Origin of the sequence: Amycolatopsis sp., from assembly GCF_035276945.1 — a bacterium.
Lineage (GTDB): Bacteria > Actinomycetota > Actinomycetes > Mycobacteriales > Pseudonocardiaceae > Amycolatopsis_E.
Genome location: NZ_DATELF010000059.1, coordinates 39,248 through 61,956, shown reverse-complemented (window position 1 = coordinate 61,956; position 22,709 = coordinate 39,248). Strand labels below are relative to the sequence as shown.

Here is a 22,709-nt window from a genome sequence, read left to right as displayed (position 1 = left end):
GTCGCGACCGCGGCGCGGCGGGCTAGGGTCGGGACATGTTGCATGAGGGCAAGCAGACCGGCCGGCGGCGCGGCGGCCGCAATCCGTTGTTGGGCAGTGTGGACCCCGTCCTCGCCGCCACTCTCGAAGTACCGCACACCAAGCTCCGTGACGAGCCGCTGCCCGCGGACACCGCACATCAACTCGTCCGCGACGAACTGATGCTCGACGGCAACGCTCGTCTCAATCTCGCCACGTTCGTCACGACGTGGATGGAGCCGCAGGCACGCGCGCTGATGGCCGAGTGCGGCGACAAGAACATGATCGACAAGGATGAGTACCCGCAGACCGCCGATCTGGAGCAGCGCTGCGTCAACATCCTCGCCGATCTCTGGCACGCGCCCGACCCGGCCGCGATCATCGGCTGCTCCACCACGGGCTCGTCGGAAGCCTGCATGCTCGCCGGGATGGCGTTGAAGCGGCGATGGTCCAAGCTGGGTCGCGCGGGCAGGCCGAACCTGGTGATGGGCGCGAACGTCCAGGTGTGCTGGGAGAAGTTCTGCGAGTACTGGGAGATCGAGCCACGGCTCGTGCCGATGGAAGGCGAGCGGTTCCATCTCACCGCGGAAGAGGCCGTGGCGCGCTGTGACGAGAACACCATCGGCGTGGTGGCGATCCTCGGGTCCACGTTCGACGGAAGCTACGAGCCGGTGGCCGAAATCGCGGCGGCGCTCGACGAACTGCGGGACTCGACCGGCCTGGACATCCCGATCCACGTCGACGGCGCGTCGGGCGCGATGATCGCACCCTTCGTGGACCCCGAGCTGGAATGGGACTTCCGGCTGCCCCGCGTGGCCTCGATCAACACCTCCGGACACAAGTACGGCCTGGTTTATCCGGGCGTCGGCTGGGTGTTGTGGCGGGACCGCGACGCGCTGCCCGCCGAGCTGGTGTTCAACGTGAACTACCTCGGCGGGAACATGCCCACCTTCGCGCTGAACTTTTCGCGGCCCGGCGCACAGGTCGTCGCGCAGTACTACATGTTTCTGCGGTTGGGGCGCGAGGGATTCCGCGCGGTGCAGCAGGTCCTGCGGGACGTCGCGACCGACCTGGCGGACCGGATCGCCGAGCTTGGCCCGTTCCGGCTGCTGACCAGGGGCGACCAGTTGCCGGTGTTCGCCTTCACCACCAAGCCGGAGGTCACCGCGTTCGACGTGTTCGACGTGTCGCGGCGGCTCCGGGAACGCGGCTGGCTCGTGCCCGCGTACACCTTCCCGGAGAACCGGACGGACCTGGCGGTGCTGCGGATCGTCTGCCGCAACGGGTTCACGCACGACCTCGCCGACCTGCTGGTCGACGACCTCGCCCGCATCTTGCCCGAACTCGAAAAGCAGGAGGCTCCGCGGCACCCGCCGGAGACCAGCACCGCGTTCCATCACTGAGGTTCAGCGGTCCATCAGCACCGCCCCTGGCCACCGGTTCGGCCAGGACGAAGGGCTTCACCGGGTGGTCGTCGGCGCCGTAGGACAGGCCACGGAGCCGGTCCGGCACCGCGTGATCTCAGCTCTTCCTCAGGCCGACAGAGCGGAGCGCGAAGTGCACTTCCGCCGCCGTCTGCTTGATCGTTTCGGCGATCACGAGCGAGCCGTGCCCGGCGTCGTAGCGGTAGAACTCGTACGGCACGTCACGCGCGGCCAGCTTCTTGAGATAGTTCTCGATCTGCCGGATCGGGCAGCGCGGGTCATTGTCCCCGGCGAGCACCAGCACCGGCGCCTTCACCGCGCCCACGTAGGTGATCGGCGAACATTCGCGGTACACGGCGGGCTTGGTCTCCGGCGAGCCACCGAACAGTGCCCGGTCGAAGGCCCGCAGCTGCTCCATCTCGTCCTCGTACGCGGCGACGTAGTCCGCCACCGGCACGCTCGCGACCCCCGCCGCCCAGCGTTCCGGCTGAGTGCCGAGCGCCAGCAGGGTGAGGTAACCGCCCCAGGAAGCCCCGTTGACCACGCATCGCCCCGGGTCCGACAGTCCACTTTGGATGGCCCAGTCGTGCGCGGCGGCCACGTCGTCGAGTTCGGTCAGTCCCGGTCTGCCCTCGATCGCGTCCCGCCATGCCGAGCCGTAACCTGTCGAGCCGCGGTAGTTCACTTCGACCACGGCGAAACCGGCGTCCAGCCACACCGCGCGGTAGGCGGAGAAGCGGTCCTCGTCGGCCGAATGCGGTCCGCCGTGCAAGGTGAACACGGTCGGCAGCGGGCCGTCCGGCGCGTCGAAGGGACGGGAGACCAACGCATGGATGCGTCCCCCCGCGCCCTCCACGAAGGCGTCGGTGATCGGCGCCGAGCCTGGGGCGGGTTCACCGGGCGGGGTCAGCAGGACCCCCTCGGTGCCGTCGGCGGCGCGTGCCCGGATCACGGTCGGCTCCGCCGCGCTTGACCACGAGTACTCCACGGTTCCGTCGTCCCGCACCGCGGCGCCACCGATTCTGCCCGGCGGAGTGGCCAAAGAGGACAGTTCGCCGGTGGTGAGGTCGTACCGGTACAGCGAACTGCGCGCCTGATGGAAGTGCACGACGAGCAGGGCGTCGGCCTTCGGATACCACCCCGCGGAAACCTCGCCGGGCAGGTCGAGGGCCAGTTCGCTCTCGGTGTCCCGCTCGACGTCCCACACCAGCAGCTCTTCGCGCCCGCGACGTTCGTGCAGCAGGAGCAGGCGGGAGTCGCCGGAGACCGGGGAGAACGCCAGCGGGGTCAGCCCCTTGCCCTCGCCGTCCCACTTCTCGGCCACGGCCGCGAAGCCGTCCGTGGCCAGGACCCGCACCGCGGGGTGGCGAGAGTCGCCGTGCTCGGAATGCGAGATGGCCAGAAGGCGCTCGTCCCGGGAGAGCGCGGCGACGCTCGCGTCGTCCTTGCTGACATAGAACCGCTTGGTCTCGCCGTCCGCGTGCACGAACAACTCGCTGCCGTCGTCGGTGGAGACGCCGACCGCGACCAGCCGGTGCCCGATCTCCAGTCCTGCCGGATAACCCTCGTGCACGTCCGGCATGGCTCGTTCACCGGTCCCGCCCGCGAACGGCTCGCGCACCCACGAGCCGAACTCGTCGCCGTCGGTGTCGTTGAACCACCAGATCCACGCACCGTCCGGGGAGGTGATGGCGTGGAGGGTGCCGTTGGGCCGGTCGGTGACCTGGCGGTGCTCACCGGTGGCCCGGTTCCAGGCGTAGACCTCCCAGACGCCGCTGGCGTTGGAGACGTAGATGTTGGCGTCCGGGGCGTCGATCGCCCAGGCCGGGGTCGACATGCGCGATGCCTGGAACCGGGCGCGCCAGAGGGCTTCGGCCTCGGCGTCGTCGAAGAGCCGGTCAGGGATCGCGGCGGGCGGGTGCTGGGTAGTCACCCCTCGATCCTGCCAGGTCGAACCCGTACGGTGGACCCCGTGCTGGAGAGTGGGTCTGCCGCGGCCCGTGTTCAGGCTGACGCCGAAGGATACGCACCGGGTTACGCTGATGACGCGCTGTCGATGATGTCCGCGCGCACCGTGGGTGACCAGGCGGGGTTCGTGCTGCGCTTGCTGCGTCCGGGGATGCGGGTGCTCGACGTCGGCTGCGGGCCCGGCACGATCACCCGCGGTTTCGTTCCGGTCGTCGGCGGCGCCGGCCGGGTGCTCGGCATCGATCCGGTGCCGGCGCGGTTTCCGCAGGATTCCACTGTGGACTTCGTCGCGGGCTCGGTCTACGCGCTGCCCATTCCGTCGGAGAGTGTTGACGTCGTTTTCGCGCACGCCCTGTTCGAGCATCTGGGACGTCCGGCCGAAGCCCTCGCCGAGCTTCGCCGGGTACTCAAACCCGGCGGCACACTCGCTCTGTCTACTTCGGACTGGAGTCGGGCCAGGCTGCGCCCGAGAACGGCCAACGTCGACGCGGCACTACGCGGCCACTATCTCCTTCGCCGTCGCACCGGCGGAGACCCGTTCGCGGGCAAGCACATCGCCACCCACGTCACGCACGCAGGCTTCCGCGACATCCACTCCCATGCGCGCTTCCGCCCGGACATGCCCTACCGGGCCCTGGCGAAATACATCGAATCACGCCTGGACGAAGCCCTGAAAGCCGCCCCGGCCGATCGCGACCAGCTAGCCAGCGCCGCCCGCTCGGCCTGGTCATGGTCCCACTCCGGCGACGGCGACTTCACCCAATGCTGGCAAGAACTAACCGCCACCAAGTAACCCCCGCGCGCCGAGGGCCGCACACCCGCACCAAAACACGGAACACACAGGTTTACACCCTGCGAACCCTGCGAACGCAGAATTCACGCGCCGCAAACGTGGGACACACGCATGCCTGATTCGGGACTCGCACCCGCCAACCCGCCCGAGCGAAGCGAAGGGCCCACGCGGCCCCCCAAGGTAACCCCCACCACACGCCGCGGGGGGTCCTGGGGGCTTGCCCCCTGGCTGGGGGTCTGGGGGCTTGGCCCCCAGTGTCACAACGCGGAAGACCCCTGTCCGTGCTTTCCACGGACAGGGGTCTTCTGTCTTCCGCGTGTCGGGGTGGCGGGATTTGAACCCACGACCTCCTCGACCCGAACGAGGCACGCTACCAAGCTGCGCCACACCCCGAGGTACTGCTTAACGGGCCGGAAGAGAGTCTAGCGGACGTCGCTGGGGACCTTCCGCCGGGTTTCCTTTTCGGTCTCGGTGACTGGTGTGCCGCGTGGGACGAGGGTGAGCAGGCTGGCCTCGGGTGGGCAGGCGAAACGGGCTGGCGCGTACGGCGACGTGCCCAGCCCAGCCGACACGTGCAGCCACATCCGCGCGCCCCACCGGGAGGCACCGCGGGCGCGGGAGCGATCAAGCTGACAGTTCGTGACGAGCGCGCCGTAGCCGGGGATGCGGAGTTGGCCACCGTGGGTGTGCCCGGCGAGCACGAGGTCGTAGCCGTCGGCGGCGAACGGGTCGAGGACACGGGGCTCGGGCGAGTGGGTGACGCCGAGCCGGAGCACGGCGTTCGGATCGGCGGCCCCGGCGATGTGGTGGTACCGGTCGCGGTGCAGGTGGGGGTCGTCCAGCCCGGCGGCGAGCACGGTCTGACCGCCGACCTTGATGGTGCGCCGCACGTGGGTGAGGTCGGTCCAGCCGTGCTCGACGAACGCCGCCCGCAGATCCCGCCAAGGCAGCTTGCGGCCGTGGACGCGCTTCTTCTTGCCGCGCCGCATCAGGTAGCGGGCGGGGTTCTTGGGCTTGGGCGCGTAGTAGTCGTTGCTCCCGAAGACGAACACCCCGGGCCGCTCCAGCAGCGGCCCGAGCGCCCGAAGCACGTACGGCACGGCCTGAGGATGCGCGAGGTTGTCGCCGGTGTTGACGACCAGATCGGGCTCCAGCTCGTGCAGCATGCCGACCCAGCGTTGCTTGGACTTCTGCCCCGGCATCATGTGCAGGTCCGACACGTGCAGCACGCGGATCGGCTGCGCCCCGGGCGCGAGCACGGGTAGCTCCGCGGTCCGCAGCGTCCAGCGCCGCCGTTCGATACCCATCGCGTACCCCAGCGCCGCCGCGCCGAGTCCGAAGATGCCCGCGAGGATCCGGGTCGGCGCGATCACGCCCGTTCTGGTGTTACCGTCCGTGCCCACGACGACGAGGGTACGTGACTGGTTCGGTCGGGCGCATCCAGTGACCGACGGGGGAAGGGGCGCCACGGGACTGAGCACCATCTCCTGCCCCCTTTCCCCTGCCTCGCCGTCGATACGTTGCCCAGCCGCTGTAGGCGGGCTCAGGCAAGCCGTATCACCGCAGCTCAGACGCCATTCTTCGATGACGCCACACCGGCGGTACCGCACCACCGGGAAAGCCCCGGGTCAACGCTCGTAGGCCGGATCCGACGGTGGGAGTGGCATCTCGGGCTGACCGGCCATGATGTTGACCATGGCGCCGAACCAGGTTCGCGCCGGTGTCTTGCCACCGAACATGTTGCCGTCCTGGCTGCCCGGGGCCGCGCTGACGTTGCCGGGTCCGCCGTCGTACAGGCCACCGATCGGGAAGTCGGGACGGAACACCATCGCCGCACCGGCCATCTGTGGGACAGCGCCGACGAAGGCCGCCGAACCGCTGACATCGGTGGTTCCGGTCTTACCGATGGTCGGCCGGGTCCAGCTTTCGGGGCGCGCTCCCTTCGCGGTGCCATCGAAGATGTCCTTGCTCATGCCGACGGCCAGGGCGTTGGCGAGGCCTTCGGGCACGGCTTGTTCGCATGGTGCTTCGTGAACCGGCGAGGCGGGATTGCCGTCCCGGTCGGTGATCTGGCTGATCGGTGTCGGCGGGCACCACACGCCACCGCTCACGATCGTGGCCGCCACATTGGCGAGTTCGAGACCGCTGGTCGGGCTCACGCCCAGGGTGAACGCGCCCAGGCCGTTCCGCGAGACACCGCCGGGCCCGTAGAACTTCTGTTGCGGCATGTTGTATTCAGGCCTGACGTTCTTCGGATCAACCGGCCCGCCATTCGCCGCGTTGGACGCCATCGCGTTCCGCATGCCCAGGCGGCGCGCCATGTCGACCACCGCGCCCATGCCGGCCTGTTCTTCCAGGATCACGAAACCGGTGTTCGGCGAGGTGGCCAGCGCCTGCTGCAGGCTCATCGAGGGTCCGTAGTTGCCTTCACCGTAATTCTGCAGACAGTAGGCCCAGGTGCCTCGGTCGACCTGGGGACAACCGGGTTTCTGGCCGCCGACGAACACCCTCGACACGTAGCTCTGTGGTGTTTGGATGGTCGCGTAGATGCCCGTCTTGTGTTGTTCCAGCGCGGCTGCGGCCGTGAAAATCTTGTAGCTCGACCCGGCGCCGGTCACGTTGGCCACGTCCGAAGGTAGCGCGTAAGTGGTCTGGCCCTTGTCCTTGTCCGTGCCGTAGTCCCGGTTGGCGGCGAGCGCGACCACCTCGTGCCGGTTCTTTCCCGGCCGCACCAGGGAAAGCGTGTTGGCTACGTTCTTCTGCGTCTTCTTGACCTGGGTCTCGGCGGAGACCTTCGCCTGGTGGTTGGCGTTGGGGTCCATTGTGGTCTTGATGGTGTAGCCACCGGCGTAGAGGTCCTGCTTGGTCATCCCGTTGGTGAGCAGGTAGTCCTGCACGTACTGGCAGAAGAAGCCGTTCTCCGGGCCGGCGCCGGTGCAGTTGGAGGCCGGCTTGCTCGGGCCGTCCGGGACCACTCCCAGCGGCTCCAGCTTGAGCTTCGCCGCGTCCTCCGGTGACAGCTTGCGGTTGTCCACCATCCGGTCGAGCACCAGATTCCGGCGTTCCGTGGCGCGTTCCGGATGGTTCCACGGGTCGTAGAACGGCGGGTTGTTGACCATTCCGGCGAGCAGTGCCGTCTGGGTGACGGTGAGCTTCTCCGGAGTGGTGTTGAAATAGGCCTGTGCGGCCGCGCCGACGCCGTAGATCTTGCGTGAGAACTCGACAACGTTGAGGTAGCTGGTCAGGATCTGGTCCTTGCTCATCTTCGTTTCGAGCTGGATCGCGATCCGGGCTTCCTTGAGTTTGCGCGCGATCGACTGTTCCTGCGCCTTCTGCTGGCCGGCTTCGTCGTTGCGATAGATGACGTTGATCAGGTAGTTCTTCACGTACTGCTGGGTCAGGGTGGACGCGCCCTGGGTGTCGGCGCCGGCGCTGTTGCTCAGCGCGGCGCGCAGCGTACCGGTCCAGTCCACACCGTGGTGCTCCAGGAAGCGCTTGTCCTCGACCGAGATCAGAGCCCACCGCATGGCGTCGTTGATCTGCCTGGTCGCGGTCGGGATGCGGTACTGGTCGTACAGGGTCGCGATCTTGTTGCCCGCCGAGTCGGTGATGGTGGTGACCAGTGGTGGCGGCACGTTGGCCAGTTCGGCCGACATGGAGTCGACGGTCTCGCTGGCCTTGTTGGACGCCACCCCGGCCGCCCCGGCGATCGGGAACAGCACCCCCGCGACCAGGATCCCCGCGAGCAGGCACAGACCGAGCAGCTTGAAGAAAGCATCCGTCTTCCGCACGCAAGCCAGGGTAGCCCCGTCGCATATGCGGTCGGCGACGTCCGGCCGCTTACCACGTCGGTCCCCTTCTCGCGACGTTTTCCGATAACGAATCGCTCGTCAGATCTTGGCTAGGGAACCGATTGGCCCTATGGTCCGTCAACGTCTCACGTACGAGGGGCACGTGAGCCGAGGGAGAGGGAGCTGGGGGCATGGACTCCAAGCAACAGAGCTGGCGAGTCGGCGCTTTGTGTCGCGACACCGACCCGGACGAGTTGTTCGTGCGGGGTGCCGAGCAGAACCGGGCGAAGATGGTGTGCATGGGCTGCCCGGTCAGGACGGAATGCCTGGCAGAGGCGCTGGACCACCGGATCGACTTCGGCATCTGGGGAGGGATGACCGAGCGTGAGCGTCGGGCTCTGCTGCGTCGACGTCCGGACGTGACATCCTGGGCCGAGCTGCTCGAATCCGCCAAACGCGACTACGTCGAAGTCTCGTAGGAGGCCAGCCGGTCGCCGATTTCCCGCAGCCCGGCGATGTCGTGCACGTCGCCGGGCAGCGCGGGCACACCGGCGATCGGCACCTCGGGATGCGCGCGGGTGAACCGGGCGAGCAGCCGGTCCTCGCGGTTCGCGAGGGCGACCCGGTCCGCGTGCAGGCGCAGCACCGCGGTGGCCAGCGGCGCGCTCGACTCGACCTTCTCGGCCGCCGACAACGCCGCCGTGGCCGAGAGGTCGGCGAGCACCGGGTGTGTCCGGTTGGCCACCAGACCGGACAGGGGCATCGACTCTGCCGAGAGCCGATCCACGAAGAAGCTCGCCTCTCGCAGCGCGTCCGGCTCGGGGGCCGCCACGACCAGGAACGCCGTGCCGTCGGAGCGCAGCAGCTCCGCGGTCTTGCGCGCCCGTTCGCGGAACCCGCCGAACATGCTGTCGAAGGCCTGCATGAACGCCGACGCGTCGGTGAGCAACTGGCCGCCGATGATGGTGGACACGGCCTTGGCGAAGATCGAGAACCCGGCCGTGACGACCTTCCGGATACCCCAGCCGCCGGCCTTCGCGGGCCCGGTGAGCAGCCGGATCATCCGCCCGTCGAGCGCGGTGGACAGCCGGTTCGGCGCGTCCAGGAAGTCCAGCGCCGACCGGCTCGGCGGGGTGTCCACGACGATCAGGTCCCAGGAGTCGGTGGCCGCGAGCTGGCCGAGCTTCTCCATCGCCATGTACTCCTGCGTGCCGGAGAACGACGTGGAAATCGTCTGGTAGAAGGGGTTGGCGAGCAGTTGCTCGGCGCGCTCCGGGCCGGCGTGGGTGCGCACCATGTCGTCGAAGGTGCGCCGCATGTCCAGCATCATCGCCCACAGCTCGCCCTTGGGCTCGAAGCCAGGGAGGAGCACCTGCCGGGGATGGTTCCCCAGTTCTCGCAGGCCGAGCGCCTGGGCCAGCCGCCGCGCGGGGTCGATGGTGAGCACCACGGTCTGCCTGCCGCGTTCGGCCGCGCGCAGGGCGAGCGCGGCCGCGGTGGTGGTCTTGCCGACTCCGCCGGAGCCACAGCAGACGATCACCCTGGTGCGTGGGTCGTCGATGAGTGTGTCGACGTCGATCGTGTTCACGGGCAATCTCCTCCCGTCACCGCACGCCCTGGTCGACGAGCGTTTCGGCGAGGTCGTACAACGCGGCCACGTCCACCCCGTCGGTGAGATCGGGCAGCTCCAGCGTCGGCAGGTCGGCCTCGGCGAGCTGGTTACGGGCGCGCTGCTCGGCGGCGAGCCGGATCGCGTGCTCGACGGTTTCTTCGACCAGTGCGTCGAGCGTGCGTTCGGCCAGCTCGAGCCCGGCGGAGGTCAACCCGGCACGAATCCGGGAGGCGTCGACGCGGCCGTCCGCGGCGGGACTCACCGAGCGCGCCGGCAGCCGTGGCGGGCGGACGCGGTTGACCAGCACCGCGCCGGGACGCAGGTCCGCGCCGTCCAGCTCGGCGACCGCCTCGACGGTCTCCCGCACCGGCATTTCTTCCAGCAGGGTGACGATGTGCACGGCGGTCTCGCCGGAGTGCAGCAGCCGCACCACGCCCTCGGCCTGCGACCGGATCGGCCCGGTTTTGGCCAGGTCGGTCAGCGCCCTGGTGACGTCGAGGAACTTGACCACGCGGCCGGTCGGCGGCGAGTCGACGACAACGGCGTCGTAGGTGTGCCGCCCGTCGGACTCGGTCCGCCCGACGCATTCCTTGATCTTCCCGGTGAGCAGCACGTCACGCAGGCCGGGAGCCAAGGTTGTGGCGAACTCGATCGCGCCCATGCGGCGCAGGGTCCGCCCGGCGAAACCCAGGTTGTAGAACATCTCGAAGTACTCGAGCAGCGCCGCTTCGACGTCGATGTGCAGGGCCCGCAGCTCCCCGCCGCCCGGCGCGGAGGCGACCCGCTGCTCGGCGTAGGGCAGCGGTTCGGTGTCGAACAGCTGCGCGAAGCCCTGCCGCCCCTCCACCTCGATGAGCAGCACCCGCCGCCCGCCGCTGGCCAGGGCGAGGCCGAGTGCCGCGGCCATCGTGGTCTTGCCGGTGCCGCCCTTGCCGGTGACGAAGTGCAGCCGGGCGCGGGCGAGTTCGTCGGTCCAGCCGACCAGCGGTGTGGTCACTACTGCAGCGTAACCAGCGCTGACCGGGAATGCGGGCCAGAGCGACGCGCACCACGCGCGACCCTGGGCGGGGGTGGTTCACGTCACCGCTACATTGGTGCCCATGAGCGCCACCAAGTGGGAGTACGCCACCGTTCCCCTGCTGATCCACGCCACGAAGCAGATCCTGGACCAGTGGGGCGAGGACGGCTGGGAGCTGGTGACGGTGCTTCCGAACCCCAGCGGTGAACAGCATGTCGCCTACCTCAAGCGGGTCAAGGGGTGAACGCCCCAGTAGTAAGCCGCGGCAGCCACGGTGACCACAAGGCGCGCCTAATCGACGCGCTCGCGGTCGCGCGCGAAGTCGCGGAGGAGACAGCGTGAACAGCTGGACGGATCGTCTGTCCGAGCTGGGGATCACCCTTCCCCCTGTAGCCGCGCCGGTCGCCGCCTACGTGCCCGCCGTGCGTACCGGTTCGCTCGTCTACACGTCGGGGCAGCTGCCGTTCATCGAGGGTGAGCTCGCCGCGACCGGCAAGGTCGGTGGTGAGGTCAGCCCGGAGGAGGCGCAGCGGCACGCCCGCACCTGTGCCCTCAACGCCCTCGCCGCGGCGCACGCGCTGACCGGTATCGACTCGGTCGTCCGGGTGGTGAAGCTGGTCGGTTTCGTCGCGTCCGCGGAGGGGTTCACCGGTCAGCCGGCGGTGATCAACGGCGCTTCCGAGCTGCTGGGGGAGATCTTCGGCGAGTCCGGGGCCCATGCGCGGTCCGCGGTCGGCGTGGTCGAACTTCCCCTGGGAGCTCCTGTCGAGATCGAACTGATCCTGGAGGTGGAGTGATGGATCCGGATATTGAGGCGGCCTGTCACGAGCTGCTGCTTCGCCTGGCCGGCCGCATGCCGGACCAGTTGCTCTGGCGCTACCGGGACTGGCTCGGCGAGGGCGCGATGACCACGCTCGCGCGGACTCTCCCGCGGACTCTGCTCAAGCACAACATCGATCTCGACCAGCCGGAGTACCGCCTGCTCGTCGCCGGGCTCGTGCCGCACGGCGCCGACTGGCACCAGGTGAGTTCGACGCTCGGGGTAGACGACGTCGACGAGAACAGGTACACATTCACCGGGACTGCACCCGATCGGATGAACTCGGTGGACCAGGTGTCCGCGTTGGTACACGCAACGTTGCGCGGCCGGCCGGATGTCGGCGAGGTGCGGGAAAGCTGGCGGCACGGCGACGGGGAGCCGAAGCGGGTGCTGCTGATCACGGCGACGGCCGGTCTGCCCAGGCTGACCGGTGAACTACAGCGGGTGCTGCGCGTGCTGGGCGACGAGGAGCCCAGTGTCGAGGTCATGCCGCCGCGGTTCGACCTGCCGGCCTACCACCGGGCCGCGCTGGCCAGTTCCGAACTGGTGTGCACCGGTGCGGCGGACACCGGGCACCGGCTCGCCGCCGCATAGCCGCATGACGGAGTGGTCTGGGGCCTGCCCCCGGGCGGAGTCTGGGGGTCGCACCCCGGACAGCACACCCCTGCACGAGCCGCTGGAGGGAGAAGGGCACATGGCGGAGGTCCACGACGGGGTCGCGAGCGACGGGTTCGCGGTGCCGTTGCGGTTGCACAACTTGCTGCTCTCGCTGGCCGGGAGGCTGGACGACAGCGCGTTGTCCGAAGCGCGGGAGCTGACCGCGCGGGCCCGGCTGGACGAGGCGGCCGAGCTGACCACCGGGGCGCTGATCGCGGGAAAGCTTCCGGTCCGTGAATCCGAGCAGCACGAGCTCGGGCTGGTCCTCGAACTGAGCCGGTCCGACGCGACGCTCGCCGACCATCTCACGGTCAACGACGCGGAAGCCGACAACGGCGTGCTGCACCGCTTCAGCGGTGAGAACCACCCCGAGGAAGGCATCGCGGACGCGCTGGACCGCACCCTGCGGGTGCTGCCCGACCTGCGCTCGGTGCACGCGGTGTGGCGCAACACCCCGGCGGGAAGCGTGCCTGGCCCGCTGCCCCAACGGGTCGTGCTCGTGGAGATCGGGCCGGACGGCAATCCACCCGCGGCGGCCTACCGGATCGACTCGGCGCTCCGCCGGGCCGGTATCCGCACGGTCGTCGAGGTCACCGGTCCCGGTGCCGAGCGGACCCGCTTTCACGATCAGGCGCTGACCTCGGCGACCGCGGTCTGGCTGGCCGGTTCGACCGTGTCGTCCTCGCCCGCGAAGCCGCCGCAGAAGGCGGTCGCGTCGGTTGTCGCGGAGGAGAAGTCCGGTCGGCACGTGGCGGCGGACGAGCTGGAGACCCGTAGCGGTCCGGGGCACATGTTCCGCCCGCGTGAGGAGGGCCCGGAGCCCGAGCAGCGCCCCGAGCGCACTATGGATCTCACCTCGGCGGAAGTGGCGCAGCTGCGCGCGGCGCTGGCGGAGAATCCCGAGAAGGGCAAGGCGATCGTCTCGGCCGCCATCGGTCCCGACGAGGTGATCGAGATCCCCGAGCTCGACCTCGATGACCCGCAGCTGTCCGAGCGCGACCGTCAGCTCCTGCGTGAGCTGCACGCCGAGCTGGTCGAGCGGGAGCGGGTTGAGGCGGAGAAGGTCCGCTTGAACGGTTCCGGCCGCGGTGACGACCAGCCGCGCTGGGGCGAGAACTTCTCCGAGTCTTAGATTGTCAGCGTGCCTCAGCTGAATTTCGACCTGCCGGGTGGAATGCCGTTCTCGGACGCGGTGCCGGAGAACCCCGCGGTGCCGCGGGACGCGGCGACCGTGGTGCTGCTTCGTGACACCGATCAGGGTCTCGAAGTGTTCCTGCAGCGCCGGGTGGCCGCGATGGCGTTCGCCGCCGGAATGACCGTTTTCCCCGGCGGCGGCGTAGACGAGCGGGACGCGGACGCGTCGGTGGGATGGACGGGCCCCGAGCCGGCGCGGTGGGCGGAATGGTTCAGCGCCACCGAATCAGGAGCGCGTGCCCTCGTCTGCGCGGCGGTGCGGGAGACTTTCGAGGAGTCCGGTGTCCTGCTGGCCGGCTCGGGAAACGGTGTGGTCGGCGACGCGCGGCTGTATGCGGAGGCCCGGCAAGCCCTGGTCTCCCGTGAGCTTTCGCTGGCGGCCTTTCTCGCCGGCGCCGGGCTGACCCTGCGCGCCGATCTGCTCCGGCCGTGGGCCCACTGGATCACTCCCGTCCAGGAGAAACGCCGTTACGACACCAGGTTCTTCGCCGCCGTGCTGCCGGCGGGGCAGCACGCGGACGGGGCGACGACCGAGGCGGACGCTTCGGGCTGGCAACGCCCCGCGGACGCACTGACGGACGCGGAGGCCGGCCGTAGCGTGCTCATGCCGCCGACTTGGCACACGTTGACCGAACTCGCCGAGTTCGGCTCGGCCGCCGAGGCGCTGGCCGCCGAACGCACGGTCGAGGCGATCATTCCCACGCTGATCCGTGAGGAAGACCGGATCCGGGTGGTGTGCCATGAGTAGCCCGTGTCAAGCCGCGGAGGCGTTGCCGTGACCCATCCCGCCTACGGGCAGTTGCGCCAGGTTTCCCCGGTCGCGTCGGTGCTGCTGGAGAACAACCCGTCCGAGATGACCCTGGACGGCACGAACACATGGGTGCTGCGTGTGCCCGGCGCCGCCGAGTGCGTGATCGTGGACCCGGGTTACGAAGACCTTGACCACCTGTCGAAACTCACCGAACTCGGGACGGTGGCGCTGATCGTGCTCACCCACCAACACCCCGACCACGCCGAGGGCGCGCCCTGGGTGGCCGAGCGTGTCGGCGCCCCGGTGCGCGCGTTCGATCCGGTGTTGTGCCGGGGTGCGGAGTCTATTGTGGACGGTGAGACGATTTCCGCCGCCGGGCTGGACATCGAAGTGGTACACACCCCCGGCCACACCGGCGATTCGGTCTGCCTCCGGATCGACGACCAGGTGCTCACCGGTGACACGATCCTGGGCCGGGGTACCACGGTGCTGACCGACCTCGGGTCGTACCTGGGCACGCTGCGACGGCTTCTGGAGCTGCCGGCCGGCTTGACCGGGCTGCCCGGCCACGGGCCCGAACTCGGTGATCTCCGCGTCACCGTGCGGGGGTACCTCGACCACCGCGAGCAGCGTCTCGACCAGGTCCGTGCGGCGCTGGCCGTACTCGGCGACGACGCCACACCACGCCAGATCGTCGAGCACGTCTACGCGGACGTCGATCCCGCGCTGTGGGCGCCGGCCGAGCACAGCGTCCGCGCCCAGCTCGACTACCTCCGCGGCGCCTAGGGCTGCGGGCAAACGCGTGGCCGTCGACATCTCAGGACCAGGCTCAGGCGGCGACCATTTCCTCGCGGGCCCGAGCTTCGGCGCGCACCGGGCGGACGGTCCCCCGTAGCAGCCAGACGGCGGCCGCGAGCAGCAGGCCGACCGCGGCGGCCGCGAGGAAGGACGCCGGGGGACCATGGCGTTCGACCAGGTAACCGCTGACCGACTGGCCGATGGCCAGGCCCAGCGTCACCGCGGTGAGCACCCAGCCGAACGCCTCGGCCGCGGTCCCGGGCGGGGCCACCGTCTCGATGGCCGTGGAATGCGCGGCCGACTGCGGGGTGATCAGGGCACCCGGCGCGAGCAGCGCCAGCGCCAGGCCCCACAGCGTGGACGGCCACGCGGGCAGCGCGACGAGCAGGGCGAACGCGGCCAGCAGCACCGGCAGCCGCCACGACATCCGCCGCGGCCACGGCCGCATGCTGTACGCCACGCCGAACGCCACCGAACCGACCGACATCAGCGAAAGCAGCACCCCACCCAGTGCGGGCCTGCCACCCTCGGTCGCGGCCGCGGGCACCGCCACCTCGACGAACCCGATGACCATGCCGAATCCCAGCACCGCCAGCGCCAGCGTGCGCATCCCCGGGCTGACCAGCGCGCCGAGCAGTGAGCGGCGCCCCGCCTCGGCCGGTCCCCAGGCGCGGACGGCCGGGCTGAGCGCGAACAGCACCGCACCGGTGACCATGCAGCCGCCGCCGGCGACCATGCCGGTGCCCGGCCACGGCGCGGCGACCAGCAGCCCGGCCAGACCAGGGCCGAGGATGAAGAACGTCTCCATGCTGATCGCCTCGTAGGAGAACGCGGCGTCACGGACCGATTCGCTTGTGACGACCCGTGTCCACAGCGCGCGGGACGCGGAGCCGATCATCGGCTCGGTGACTCCGATCCCGCCGCCCAGCAGCACCAGCACCGGTGTGGGCGCGTGCAGCTCGATGGCCAGCGCCAGGCTCGCGAGTGCGACCGCGAACATGCCCGAAACGACGAGCAGCGGCCGGGTGGGGCCGAGCCGGTCGATCAGCCTCCCCTGGGCGACCGCGCCCAGCGCGACTCCGACGAGGCTGCCCGCCGAGACCAGACCTGCCGTCGCGAACGATCCCGTTTCCCGCTGTACATAGAGCAACGCGGACAGGCCGATCATCGCGATCGGCAGGCGCGCCAGCAGAGAAGCGATCACCGGCCGGGCCATGCCGGGCGTGGTCAGCGCGGTGCGGTAGTCGGCAAGGGAGACGCGAGATTGGGACATGCGTACCAGTATGCAGCATTGTGGTACGCCAGTACCACTGATTTCGGTTGCGCCCAACAGGGTGAGTTTGTCTCGGTTGAATAACGGGTGTCCGGATTTAAGGGACCGAAGGCAACGAAGTGGCCACGGTCGCGTCTTTGGGAGTGAACGGTCTTGAACTTCGGGGTAGGGGCCGTGGCATGGTGAGATGACAGAGGAAACTCCCTCCGGGCAACGGGTCGGGGCCTAAAACCGGAGGGCGGGGAGCGCGGTCCGTCGGGGGATGGCCCGCGCGAACGCGAAGGGCCGGTGCGCCACGTCGGGGGTGGCGCCCGGCCCTTCGTGCGGGGGTTTCCGACTCGCGGCCCCTGGTGTCTGCTTCGCGGGGGCCGAAGGGCGTCACACTGGGGGGTAAGCCCCCTGGACCCCCGCGGCTTTCGCTGATGGTCACCTTGGGTGTCGCGGGTGTCCTTCGCTTCGCTCGGACGGGTTGCGAGTCCCACTCAGCGCGTGCGAGTCCCGCACTGGCGATAGCGAGTCCCACTCGGCCGCGCGCGAGTTCCACATTCGCCGTTTGCGAGTCCCACGCTTGCGGTGTGGGAGTCCCGTGTCCTCGGGGCTGTCGAGGGTTTAGCGGGCGCGGCGGGCTAGGCGTTCGGGGTCGAGGATGAGGACGCTCTTGCCTTCGAGGCGTAGCCAGCCGCGGTGGGCGAAGTCGGCGAGGGCCTTGTTAACGGTCTCGCGGGAGGCGCCGACGTACTGGGCGATCTCTTCCTGCGTCAGGTCGTGGGTGACTCGCAGGATCCCGGCTTCCTGGCTGCCGAAGCGCTGCGCGAGTTGCAACAGCGCACGCGCGACCCGGCCGGGGACATCGGTGAAGATGAGTTCGGCCACCATGTTGTTCGTGCGGCGTAGTCTCCGGGCGATCACACGCAGTAACTGCTCGGCGATCTCCGGCCGGGTGGAGATCCACTTGCGCAGCGACGGCCGGTCCATGCTCACGGCGCGCACTTCGGTCACCGTTGTCGCGCTCGACGTACGCGGTCCGGGATCGAAGATGGACAGCTCCCCGAACATGTCCGACGGGCCGGCGATCCACAACAGGTTCTCGCGGCCGTCCGGGGACTTTCGTCCGATCTTCACCTTGCCGGACAGGATGATGTACAGCTTGTCGCCTGGCTCGCCCTCGGTGAAGATCACGTGGCCGCGCGGGAACTCCACGGTCTCCAAGGTCTGTGCGAGCGCCTCGGCCGCGGCTGGTTCCACACCCTGGAAGATGCCCGCCCGGGCCAGGGTCTCGTCCACCTCGTGCCTCCTCGTCGGTGCCACCACGCTGTGTAACACATAACGTAGCGCCGGTCACTTACGTGCGTGCAGTGTAAGCCGTTCGGGCTAAAACCCCGCGTGGCTCACCCCGCCAGCATGCTAACGCTAGTGCGAGAGGTGACGATCTCGCACGAACAACCAGCCTAAGACTGCCACACGGAGCGTGTGGTGTGAGGGTGCGGTGAAAGGACTGCCGGGCAGGACCGCACCTCGCAGCGCCACCGCCGCGTTGGTGACAGGCGAGGCTAGCTCCGCAGGCGGCGGGGGCGAAGCTTGGCCGCCCTCCCGCCGAGGCGGCGCAACCGGAACAGCTCCAGCGCGCGGCCGATGCCATGCCCGTAGAGCGCCCTGACCTCGTTGGGCCTCGCCTGCTCGAGGAACTCCTCGACCTCTTCCTCCTGCACGGCAACGTGCTTGAGGCGGGTTTCCACGCGCTCCATCGCGAGCGCGAAGAACATCATCACCAGCGGCACCGCAACTACGAACCAAACAGTCATCGACTTCAGATCCTCGCTTACCGCGCTTCGATCTAGGTGGTCAGGTCGGCTAGCGGCGTCGGCCTCGTAAACGCGTCCCGGGGCCTTTCCGTAGGCTATCGGGGTGCCCAATGCCGTCCGTTACAAGCCACCCCGAAAGGGTGAGGAGACTCGGCTAGCGCTGGTAAGACGCGCACGACGTATGGTGCGTTGCCTCGCCGACGCGTATCCGGACGCGCACTGCGAGCTGGACTTCACCAACCCGCTCGAGCTGCTCGTCGCCGTGGTGCTGTCCGCGCAGACGACGGACAAGCGGGTCAACGAGGTCACCCCGGCGTTGTTCGACCGGTACCGGACGGCCGCCGACTTCGCTGGCGCCGACCGCACCGAGCTGGAGGAGTACCTGCGCCCGACCGGCTTCTTCCGCGCCAAGGCCAACTCGGTGACGGGCTTGGGCGCCGCGCTCGTGGACCGGTTCGGCGGTGAGGTGCCCGGCAAACTCGAAGACCTGGTCACCCTGCCCGGCGTCGGACGCAAGACCGCGAACGTGGTGCTCGGAAACGCTTTCGACGTGCCCGGCATCACCGTCGACACGCATTTCGGGCGGTTGGTGCGGCGCTGGGGCTGGACCAGGGAGGAGGATCCGGTCAAGGTCGAGCAGGCGGTCGGTGAGCTGATCCCGCGCAAGGACTGGACGATGCTGTCGCACCGGGTGATCTTCCACGGCCGCCGTGTCTGTCACTCGCGCAAGCCCGCGTGCGGGGCCTGCCCGCTGGCCCGTGACTGCCCGTCCTTCGGCTCGGGCCCGACCGGCTTCGGCGAGGCGGCCAAGCTGGTCAAGGGGCCGGAGCGAGATCATCTGCTCGCCATGGTTCGGGCCCAGTGACGAAAACGGCGAAGTGGGCGTTGGCGGTCGGAGTGCTCGTGATCGGACTGATCGTCGCGTTCCTGCCACGCACTTCGCGGCAGCCGGAAACGGTCGCGACGACCCCCGATCTTTCCGCCGCGCGCGCCTCGGCCGCGCTCGCGCCGTGCCCGTCGGGCAGCGGCGAGGTCGCGAGCCTGAAGGGCGTGACTGCCCAGTGCCTCGGCGACGGCGCGACGGTAAACCTGGGCACCGCACTGGCCGGGCACACCACTTTGATCAACTTCTGGGCCACCTGGTGTGAGCCCTGCAAAACCGAACTGCCCGTGCTCAACGCCTACGCCGCCGAACCCGGCGCGGCGACGGTCCTCACCGTCCAGGTCGCCGGAGACCCGTCCGAGGGGCTGGCCCTGCTCGCCCGGCTCGGGGTGCGCCTGCCCGCCGTGTACGACGGGACCGGCACCAACGGCCCGGTGAGCACCGCGTTGAGGCTGCCCTCCGCGCTCCCGGCGTCCTACCTGGTGGCGGGTGACGGGCGAATTCACTTCATCTCGAACCCACGGACCTTCGTCAACGCTGACCAGGTGCGTGCCGCGGTGGAGGGTCAGTGAACAACGGACCGCTCGTCGACGCCGCCTCGGTGCCGGCCTGGCTGCGCCCGCTGGTCGAAGTCAGCGGCAAGGTGGATTCGAAGACCTTCACCCGGTTCGTCCCGCCACGGGACGAGTTCACCCGTGCCGCGTCCGTGCTGATCCTGTTCGGCGAAGGTTCCGGCGGTCCGGATGTGCTGCTGCTGCGCCGCGCCGACACGCTCGGCTCGCACGCCGGTCAGGTGGCCTTCCCCGGCGGAGGGGCGGACGAGCACGATGACGGTCCGGTCGCCACCGCGCTGCGGGAGGCCGAAGAAGAGACCGGGGTCGATCCGCTCGGCGTCCGGCCGGTCGCGGTACTCCCGGAGCTGTTCGTGCCGGTCTCCCGGTTCGCGGTCACCCCGGTGCTGGCGCACTGGGTGAACCCGACGCCGGTCCACGCCGTTGACCCGGCCGAGACCGCCGCGGTGGCCAGAGTCGCCGTGGCGGACCTCGCCGACCCCGCCCACCGGTTTCTGGTGCGGCGGGAAGGCGTGAACTGGAAGGGGCCCGCGTTCGCCGTGAACGGTCTGTTCATCTGGGGGTTCACCGCTGGCCTGCTGTCGGTGTTGCTGTCCCTCGGCGGCTGGGAACGCGAGTGGGACCGAGACGATGTCCGCGACCTCGCGGGGTGGGAGACGAAGTGAACTGGGTCGACCTGCTGGTGATCGCACTGGCCCTGCTCGCGGCGATCTCCGGGGCGCGGCAGGGCGTGGTGATCGCCTTGCCCGCGCTGGTCGGCGTGATCGGCGGTGCCATCGTCGGGATCCGGCTCGCGCCACTGGTGGTCGAGCTGGTGACCAATCCGGCGGTCAAGGTCGCCCTCGCGGTCGCCACGGTGGTGTTCCTGGTCGCCTTGGGCGAAACCATCGGGGTGTGGGCCGGCCGCCGGTTCAAGCAGGCCGTCAAGCGCCGGTTCAACACCGACAGGCTGACCGGCATCGACCAGACGCTCGGCGCGATCGTGCAGGGCCTGGTGGTGCTGCTGGTGGCCTGGCTGATCGCGGTGCCGCTGACCGGTGTCGCGGCGCTGCCCGGGCTGGCGAAGGCGATCAACAACTCGGCGGTGCTCGGCGCGGTGGACCGGGCGATGCCGGCCTCGGCGGAGAGCCTGCCGTCGGACCTGCGCAAGCTGCTCGACGTCTCCGGATTCCCGTCCATTGTGGACCCTTTCCAGAAGACCGAGATCAACGAGACCGAGCCGCCGGACACCGCGCTCCAGGACAGCGCGATCGTGCAGCAGTTGAAGACCAGTGTGCTGAAGATCCGCGGCACGGCGTCGCAGTGCTCCAAGGCGCTGGAGGGCAGCGGCTTCGTGGTCGGGCCGCAGCGCATGGTGACCAACGCGCACGTGGTGGCGGGCACCGACGAGGTCTCGGTGGAAACCCAGCAGGGCAGGCTGCCGGCCCGGGTGGTGTACTTCGATCCCGAGGTGGACGTCGCGGTCTTGGCCGTGCCGAGGCTGCAGGCGCCCGCGCTGACGCTGGCGGCGGAGACGGCCAAGACCGGGGACAGCGGAGTCGTGCTCGGTTATCCGCTCGACGGTGGCTATACCGCGACGGCGGCTCGCATCCGTAACGAGATCACCTTGCAGGGGCCGGACATCTATGAGTCGCGCACGGTCCGCCGGGACGTTTTCACGGTCCGTGCCAAGGTCCAGGCGGGTAACTCGGGCGGCCCGCTGATCAACCCGGCCGGCGACGTGATCGGCGTGGTGTTCGGGGCGTCGGTGGAGGACGCCGACACCGGTTTCACGCTGACCGCGAAACAGGTCCGCTCGGTTGTCGAGGGTGCGTCCAGCATGAGCACCCGGGTCAGCACGGGCTCCTGCGCCGCTTGAGCCCTTACCTTCCCAGGAACGCGAGGAGGGCCTTGGTCGTGCGCTCGGGGTCTTCCAGATGCGGGTAGTGCCCGACGCCGGCGAGGAGTTCGAACCGGGAGCCCGGCCCCTGCCAGGGAGCCGAGGCTCGTGCCGTGTCGGGTAGCACGCAGGTGTCGGCGTCCCCGTGGAGCTGCAGTACGGGCGCGCTGACCCGTCCGTCGACCGCGGCCTTGAAACGCCGGCCCTCGCCGCGGAACTGCGCGCGGAACGCCCACCGGTAGTACTCCAGCGCGCTGTGCGCCACGCCGGGCACCTGCATGGCCTGGCGAAAGGCCTTCGCCGCCTCCGCGAAGTCCTCCGTGCGTGCCCATTCCGGACCGGACCAGGAGCGCATCAGGTCCTCGACCGCCGCCGCGCCGTTCGCGACGAGCCGCCGTTCCGGCGCCATCGGTATCTGGAACCGGAACAGATGCCCGAAGGCACACGCCTGAGCCGATCGACGCGCGACGGCGGACCGGATCGCCAGCGGATGCGCCCCGCCGAGCACACTCACCGACTCGACGAGCCGTGGATGCAGCGCGGCCGCGGTCCAGGCGAGCAGACCGCCCCACGCATGCCCGACGAGATGGGCTCGCCGTTCCCCGAGCGCGCGCACCAGGCCGGCGATGTCCCCGGCCAGGGTCCACCCGTCGTAACCACGCGGGGTCTTGTCGGAGTCCCCGTACCCCCGCAGGTCCGCGGCGACCGCGTGGAACCCGGCTTCGGCCAGGGAAAGCAGCTGGTGCCGCCAGGCCCACCAGAACTCGGCGAACCCGTGCAGCAGGAGCACGGTCGGGCCGCGACCCGCCTCCGCGATGTGCAGGCGGATGCCGTTGGCGGACACGTCGCGGTGCGTCCACGGCCCGTCAATCCGGACGGTGGACGGATCGGGTGGTTGCACGGGCGAGTGCGATCAGGCTGCGGTTTCCCGCCGCGGCTTCAGCGCCGCCGCGGTTTCCTTGACGCTGCTGATCGTCCGTTCGGGCGCCCGCAGCTTCTTCATCTTGCGGTAGCCGAGGAACGCGAACACCACCGTGATCACCAGCATCAGGCCGAAAACCGTGAGGAACGCCGGCCAGCGCAGACCCCACCAGTCGGAGAGCAGTTCGCCGAGGAAGAAAAAGAAGAAGAAGGAGCTGTAGAGGCCGACCGCGGCGGCGATGACGAAGTAGACGCTGCCGGTGACGCCCTTCTTGACCTCGCGGACGACCTCCGACTTGGCCAGCTCGACTTCCGCCCTGACCAGCGTCGACATGTGCTGGGTCGCCTGGCTGACCAGGCTCCCGATCGACTGGCCTTCCAAGGTCTGCTCGTCATCGCTGGACAGGGGGATGTAGGGCACGGCCCCGAGGCCGCCCTGGCCGCTGCGTTCGTGCTCCTGGCTGCTCACGGGGGCCATCGTGCCATGTGCCGCTTTCCGAGGCTCGCTTAGTGGTTCTTTTCGTGGGCGCGTGAG

Annotated in this window: 23 protein-coding genes and 1 tRNA gene; 13 read left to right on the top strand and 11 right to left on the bottom strand. The window is 69.5% G+C overall.

The window, feature by feature from the left end; genetic code table 11:
* Positions 1 to 35 precede the first annotated feature (35 nt).
* Complete coding sequence (locus VJT49_RS09705) at positions 36 to 1,421, top strand: glutamate decarboxylase (RefSeq protein ID WP_324164406.1); 1,386 nt, start codon at positions 36 to 38, stop codon at positions 1,419 to 1,421.
* Positions 1,422 to 1,539: 118 nt separating this feature from the next.
* On the opposite strand, the gene VJT49_RS09695 is transcribed toward VJT49_RS09705, so the two are convergent.
* Positions 1,540 to 3,375 (bottom strand): S9 family peptidase, encoded by a 1,836-nt coding sequence (locus VJT49_RS09695; RefSeq protein ID WP_324164405.1) that lies wholly within the window; start codon positions 3,373 to 3,375, stop codon positions 1,540 to 1,542.
* A gap of 126 nt (positions 3,376 to 3,501) precedes the next feature.
* Here VJT49_RS09695 and VJT49_RS09690 point away from each other — a divergent pair, with 126 nt between their 5' ends.
* Positions 3,502 to 4,203 (top strand): methyltransferase domain-containing protein, encoded by a 702-nt coding sequence (locus tag VJT49_RS09690; protein ID WP_414635886.1) that lies wholly within the window; start codon positions 3,502 to 3,504, stop codon positions 4,201 to 4,203.
* A 319-nt stretch (positions 4,204 to 4,522) separates the two neighbouring features.
* On the opposite strand, the gene VJT49_RS09685 is transcribed toward VJT49_RS09690, so the two are convergent.
* The 3 genes from VJT49_RS09685 to VJT49_RS09675 form a co-directional block, all read right to left on the bottom strand.
* Positions 4,523 to 4,596: transfer RNA gene (locus VJT49_RS09685), tRNA-Pro, on the bottom strand.
* Positions 4,597 to 4,625: 29 nt separating this feature from the next.
* The gene (locus VJT49_RS09680) at positions 4,626 to 5,510 is read right to left on the bottom strand and encodes a metallophosphoesterase (protein WP_324164470.1); all 885 of its coding nucleotides are present in this window, start codon (positions 5,508 to 5,510) and stop codon (positions 4,626 to 4,628) included.
* A 321-nt stretch (positions 5,511 to 5,831) separates the two neighbouring features.
* Positions 5,832 to 7,994 (bottom strand): transglycosylase domain-containing protein, encoded by a 2,163-nt coding sequence (locus VJT49_RS09675; RefSeq protein ID WP_324164404.1) that lies wholly within the window; start codon positions 7,992 to 7,994, stop codon positions 5,832 to 5,834.
* A gap of 191 nt (positions 7,995 to 8,185) precedes the next feature.
* On the opposite strand from VJT49_RS09675, the gene VJT49_RS09670 reads away from it, so the two are divergent.
* Positions 8,186 to 8,473: a WhiB family transcriptional regulator gene (locus VJT49_RS09670; protein ID WP_324164403.1), complete on the top strand. Its 288-nt coding sequence runs from the start codon at positions 8,186 to 8,188 to the stop codon at positions 8,471 to 8,473.
* Here the strand turns inward: VJT49_RS09670 and VJT49_RS09665 are convergent.
* Positions 8,455 to 9,582, bottom strand: a complete 1,128-nt coding sequence (locus VJT49_RS09665; protein WP_324164402.1) for an ArsA family ATPase — start codon at positions 9,580 to 9,582, stop codon at positions 8,455 to 8,457. The two genes, VJT49_RS09670 and VJT49_RS09665, sit on opposite strands and share 19 nt — an antisense overlap.
* A 16-nt stretch (positions 9,583 to 9,598) precedes the next feature.
* Positions 9,599 to 10,603 (bottom strand): ArsA-related P-loop ATPase, encoded by a 1,005-nt coding sequence (locus VJT49_RS09660; protein ID WP_324164401.1) that lies wholly within the window; start codon positions 10,601 to 10,603, stop codon positions 9,599 to 9,601.
* 103 nt (positions 10,604 to 10,706) lie between these two features.
* Between VJT49_RS09660 and VJT49_RS09655 the strand changes: the two genes are divergently transcribed.
* From VJT49_RS09655 to VJT49_RS09630, 6 genes are all read left to right on the top strand, one after another.
* Positions 10,707 to 10,868 carry a hypothetical protein gene (locus VJT49_RS09655; RefSeq protein WP_324164400.1) on the top strand — a complete coding sequence of 54 codons (162 nt, stop codon included), beginning with the start codon at positions 10,707 to 10,709 and terminating at the stop codon, positions 10,866 to 10,868.
* Between the two features lie 94 nt (positions 10,869 to 10,962).
* Positions 10,963 to 11,421 carry a RidA family protein gene (locus VJT49_RS09650; RefSeq protein WP_324164399.1) on the top strand — a complete coding sequence of 153 codons (459 nt, stop codon included), beginning with the start codon at positions 10,963 to 10,965 and terminating at the stop codon, positions 11,419 to 11,421.
* Positions 11,421 to 12,038 (top strand): hypothetical protein, encoded by a 618-nt coding sequence (locus VJT49_RS09645; RefSeq protein WP_324164398.1) that lies wholly within the window; start codon positions 11,421 to 11,423, stop codon positions 12,036 to 12,038. Before VJT49_RS09650 ends, VJT49_RS09645 begins: the two co-directional genes overlap by 1 nt.
* Before the next feature lie 100 nt (positions 12,039 to 12,138).
* Entirely contained in the window at positions 12,139 to 13,233 is a 1,095-nt protein-coding gene (locus tag VJT49_RS09640; protein WP_324164397.1) for a hypothetical protein, read from the top strand.
* Positions 13,234 to 13,275: 42 nt separating this feature from the next.
* A complete protein-coding gene (locus VJT49_RS09635) occupies positions 13,276 to 14,043 on the top strand; it encodes an NUDIX hydrolase (RefSeq protein WP_324164469.1) in 768 nt (255 codons plus the stop codon).
* Between the two features lie 27 nt (positions 14,044 to 14,070).
* Positions 14,071 to 14,832: an MBL fold metallo-hydrolase gene (locus tag VJT49_RS09630; RefSeq protein WP_324164396.1), complete on the top strand. Its 762-nt coding sequence runs from the start codon at positions 14,071 to 14,073 to the stop codon at positions 14,830 to 14,832.
* A gap of 43 nt (positions 14,833 to 14,875) precedes the next feature.
* Here VJT49_RS09630 and VJT49_RS09625 read toward each other — a convergent pair whose 3' ends face one another.
* From VJT49_RS09625 to VJT49_RS09615, 3 genes are all read right to left on the bottom strand, one after another.
* A complete protein-coding gene (locus tag VJT49_RS09625) occupies positions 14,876 to 16,117 on the bottom strand; it encodes an MFS transporter (protein ID WP_324164395.1) in 1,242 nt (413 codons plus the stop codon).
* Positions 16,118 to 16,726: 609 nt separating this feature from the next.
* Positions 16,727 to 17,401 carry a Crp/Fnr family transcriptional regulator gene (locus VJT49_RS09620; RefSeq protein WP_027942814.1) on the bottom strand — a complete coding sequence of 225 codons (675 nt, stop codon included), beginning with the start codon at positions 17,399 to 17,401 and terminating at the stop codon, positions 16,727 to 16,729.
* A 266-nt stretch (positions 17,402 to 17,667) separates the two neighbouring features.
* Positions 17,668 to 17,919 (bottom strand): hypothetical protein, encoded by a 252-nt coding sequence (locus tag VJT49_RS09615; protein ID WP_324164394.1) that lies wholly within the window; start codon positions 17,917 to 17,919, stop codon positions 17,668 to 17,670.
* Positions 17,920 to 18,100: 181 nt separating this feature from the next.
* Between VJT49_RS09615 and nth the strand changes: the two genes are divergently transcribed.
* The 4 genes from nth to VJT49_RS09595 are packed head-to-tail and all read left to right on the top strand — an operon-like array spanning position 18,101 to position 21,232.
* Complete coding sequence (nth, locus tag VJT49_RS09610; RefSeq protein WP_324164393.1) at positions 18,101 to 18,784, top strand: endonuclease III; 684 nt, start codon at positions 18,101 to 18,103, stop codon at positions 18,782 to 18,784.
* Entirely contained in the window at positions 18,781 to 19,374 is a 594-nt protein-coding gene (locus tag VJT49_RS09605) for a TlpA disulfide reductase family protein (RefSeq protein WP_324164392.1), read from the top strand. Before nth ends, VJT49_RS09605 begins: the two co-directional genes overlap by 4 nt.
* On the top strand, positions 19,371 to 20,039 hold the full coding sequence (locus VJT49_RS09600; protein ID WP_324164391.1) for a CoA pyrophosphatase: 669 nt from the start codon (positions 19,371 to 19,373) through the stop codon (positions 20,037 to 20,039). The genes VJT49_RS09605 and VJT49_RS09600 overlap by 4 nt, the downstream gene beginning before the upstream one ends.
* A complete protein-coding gene (locus VJT49_RS09595) occupies positions 20,036 to 21,232 on the top strand; it encodes a MarP family serine protease (RefSeq protein WP_324164390.1) in 1,197 nt (398 codons plus the stop codon). Before VJT49_RS09600 ends, VJT49_RS09595 begins: the two co-directional genes overlap by 4 nt.
* A gap of 4 nt (positions 21,233 to 21,236) precedes the next feature.
* Here the strand turns inward: VJT49_RS09595 and VJT49_RS09590 are convergent, their stop codons facing one another.
* Positions 21,237 to 22,154, bottom strand: a complete 918-nt coding sequence (locus VJT49_RS09590) for an alpha/beta hydrolase (RefSeq protein WP_324164389.1) — start codon at positions 22,152 to 22,154, stop codon at positions 21,237 to 21,239.
* A gap of 12 nt (positions 22,155 to 22,166) precedes the next feature.
* Positions 22,167 to 22,643 (bottom strand): phage holin family protein, encoded by a 477-nt coding sequence (locus VJT49_RS09585; RefSeq protein ID WP_324164388.1) that lies wholly within the window; start codon positions 22,641 to 22,643, stop codon positions 22,167 to 22,169.
* Positions 22,644 to 22,709 lie beyond the last annotated feature (66 nt).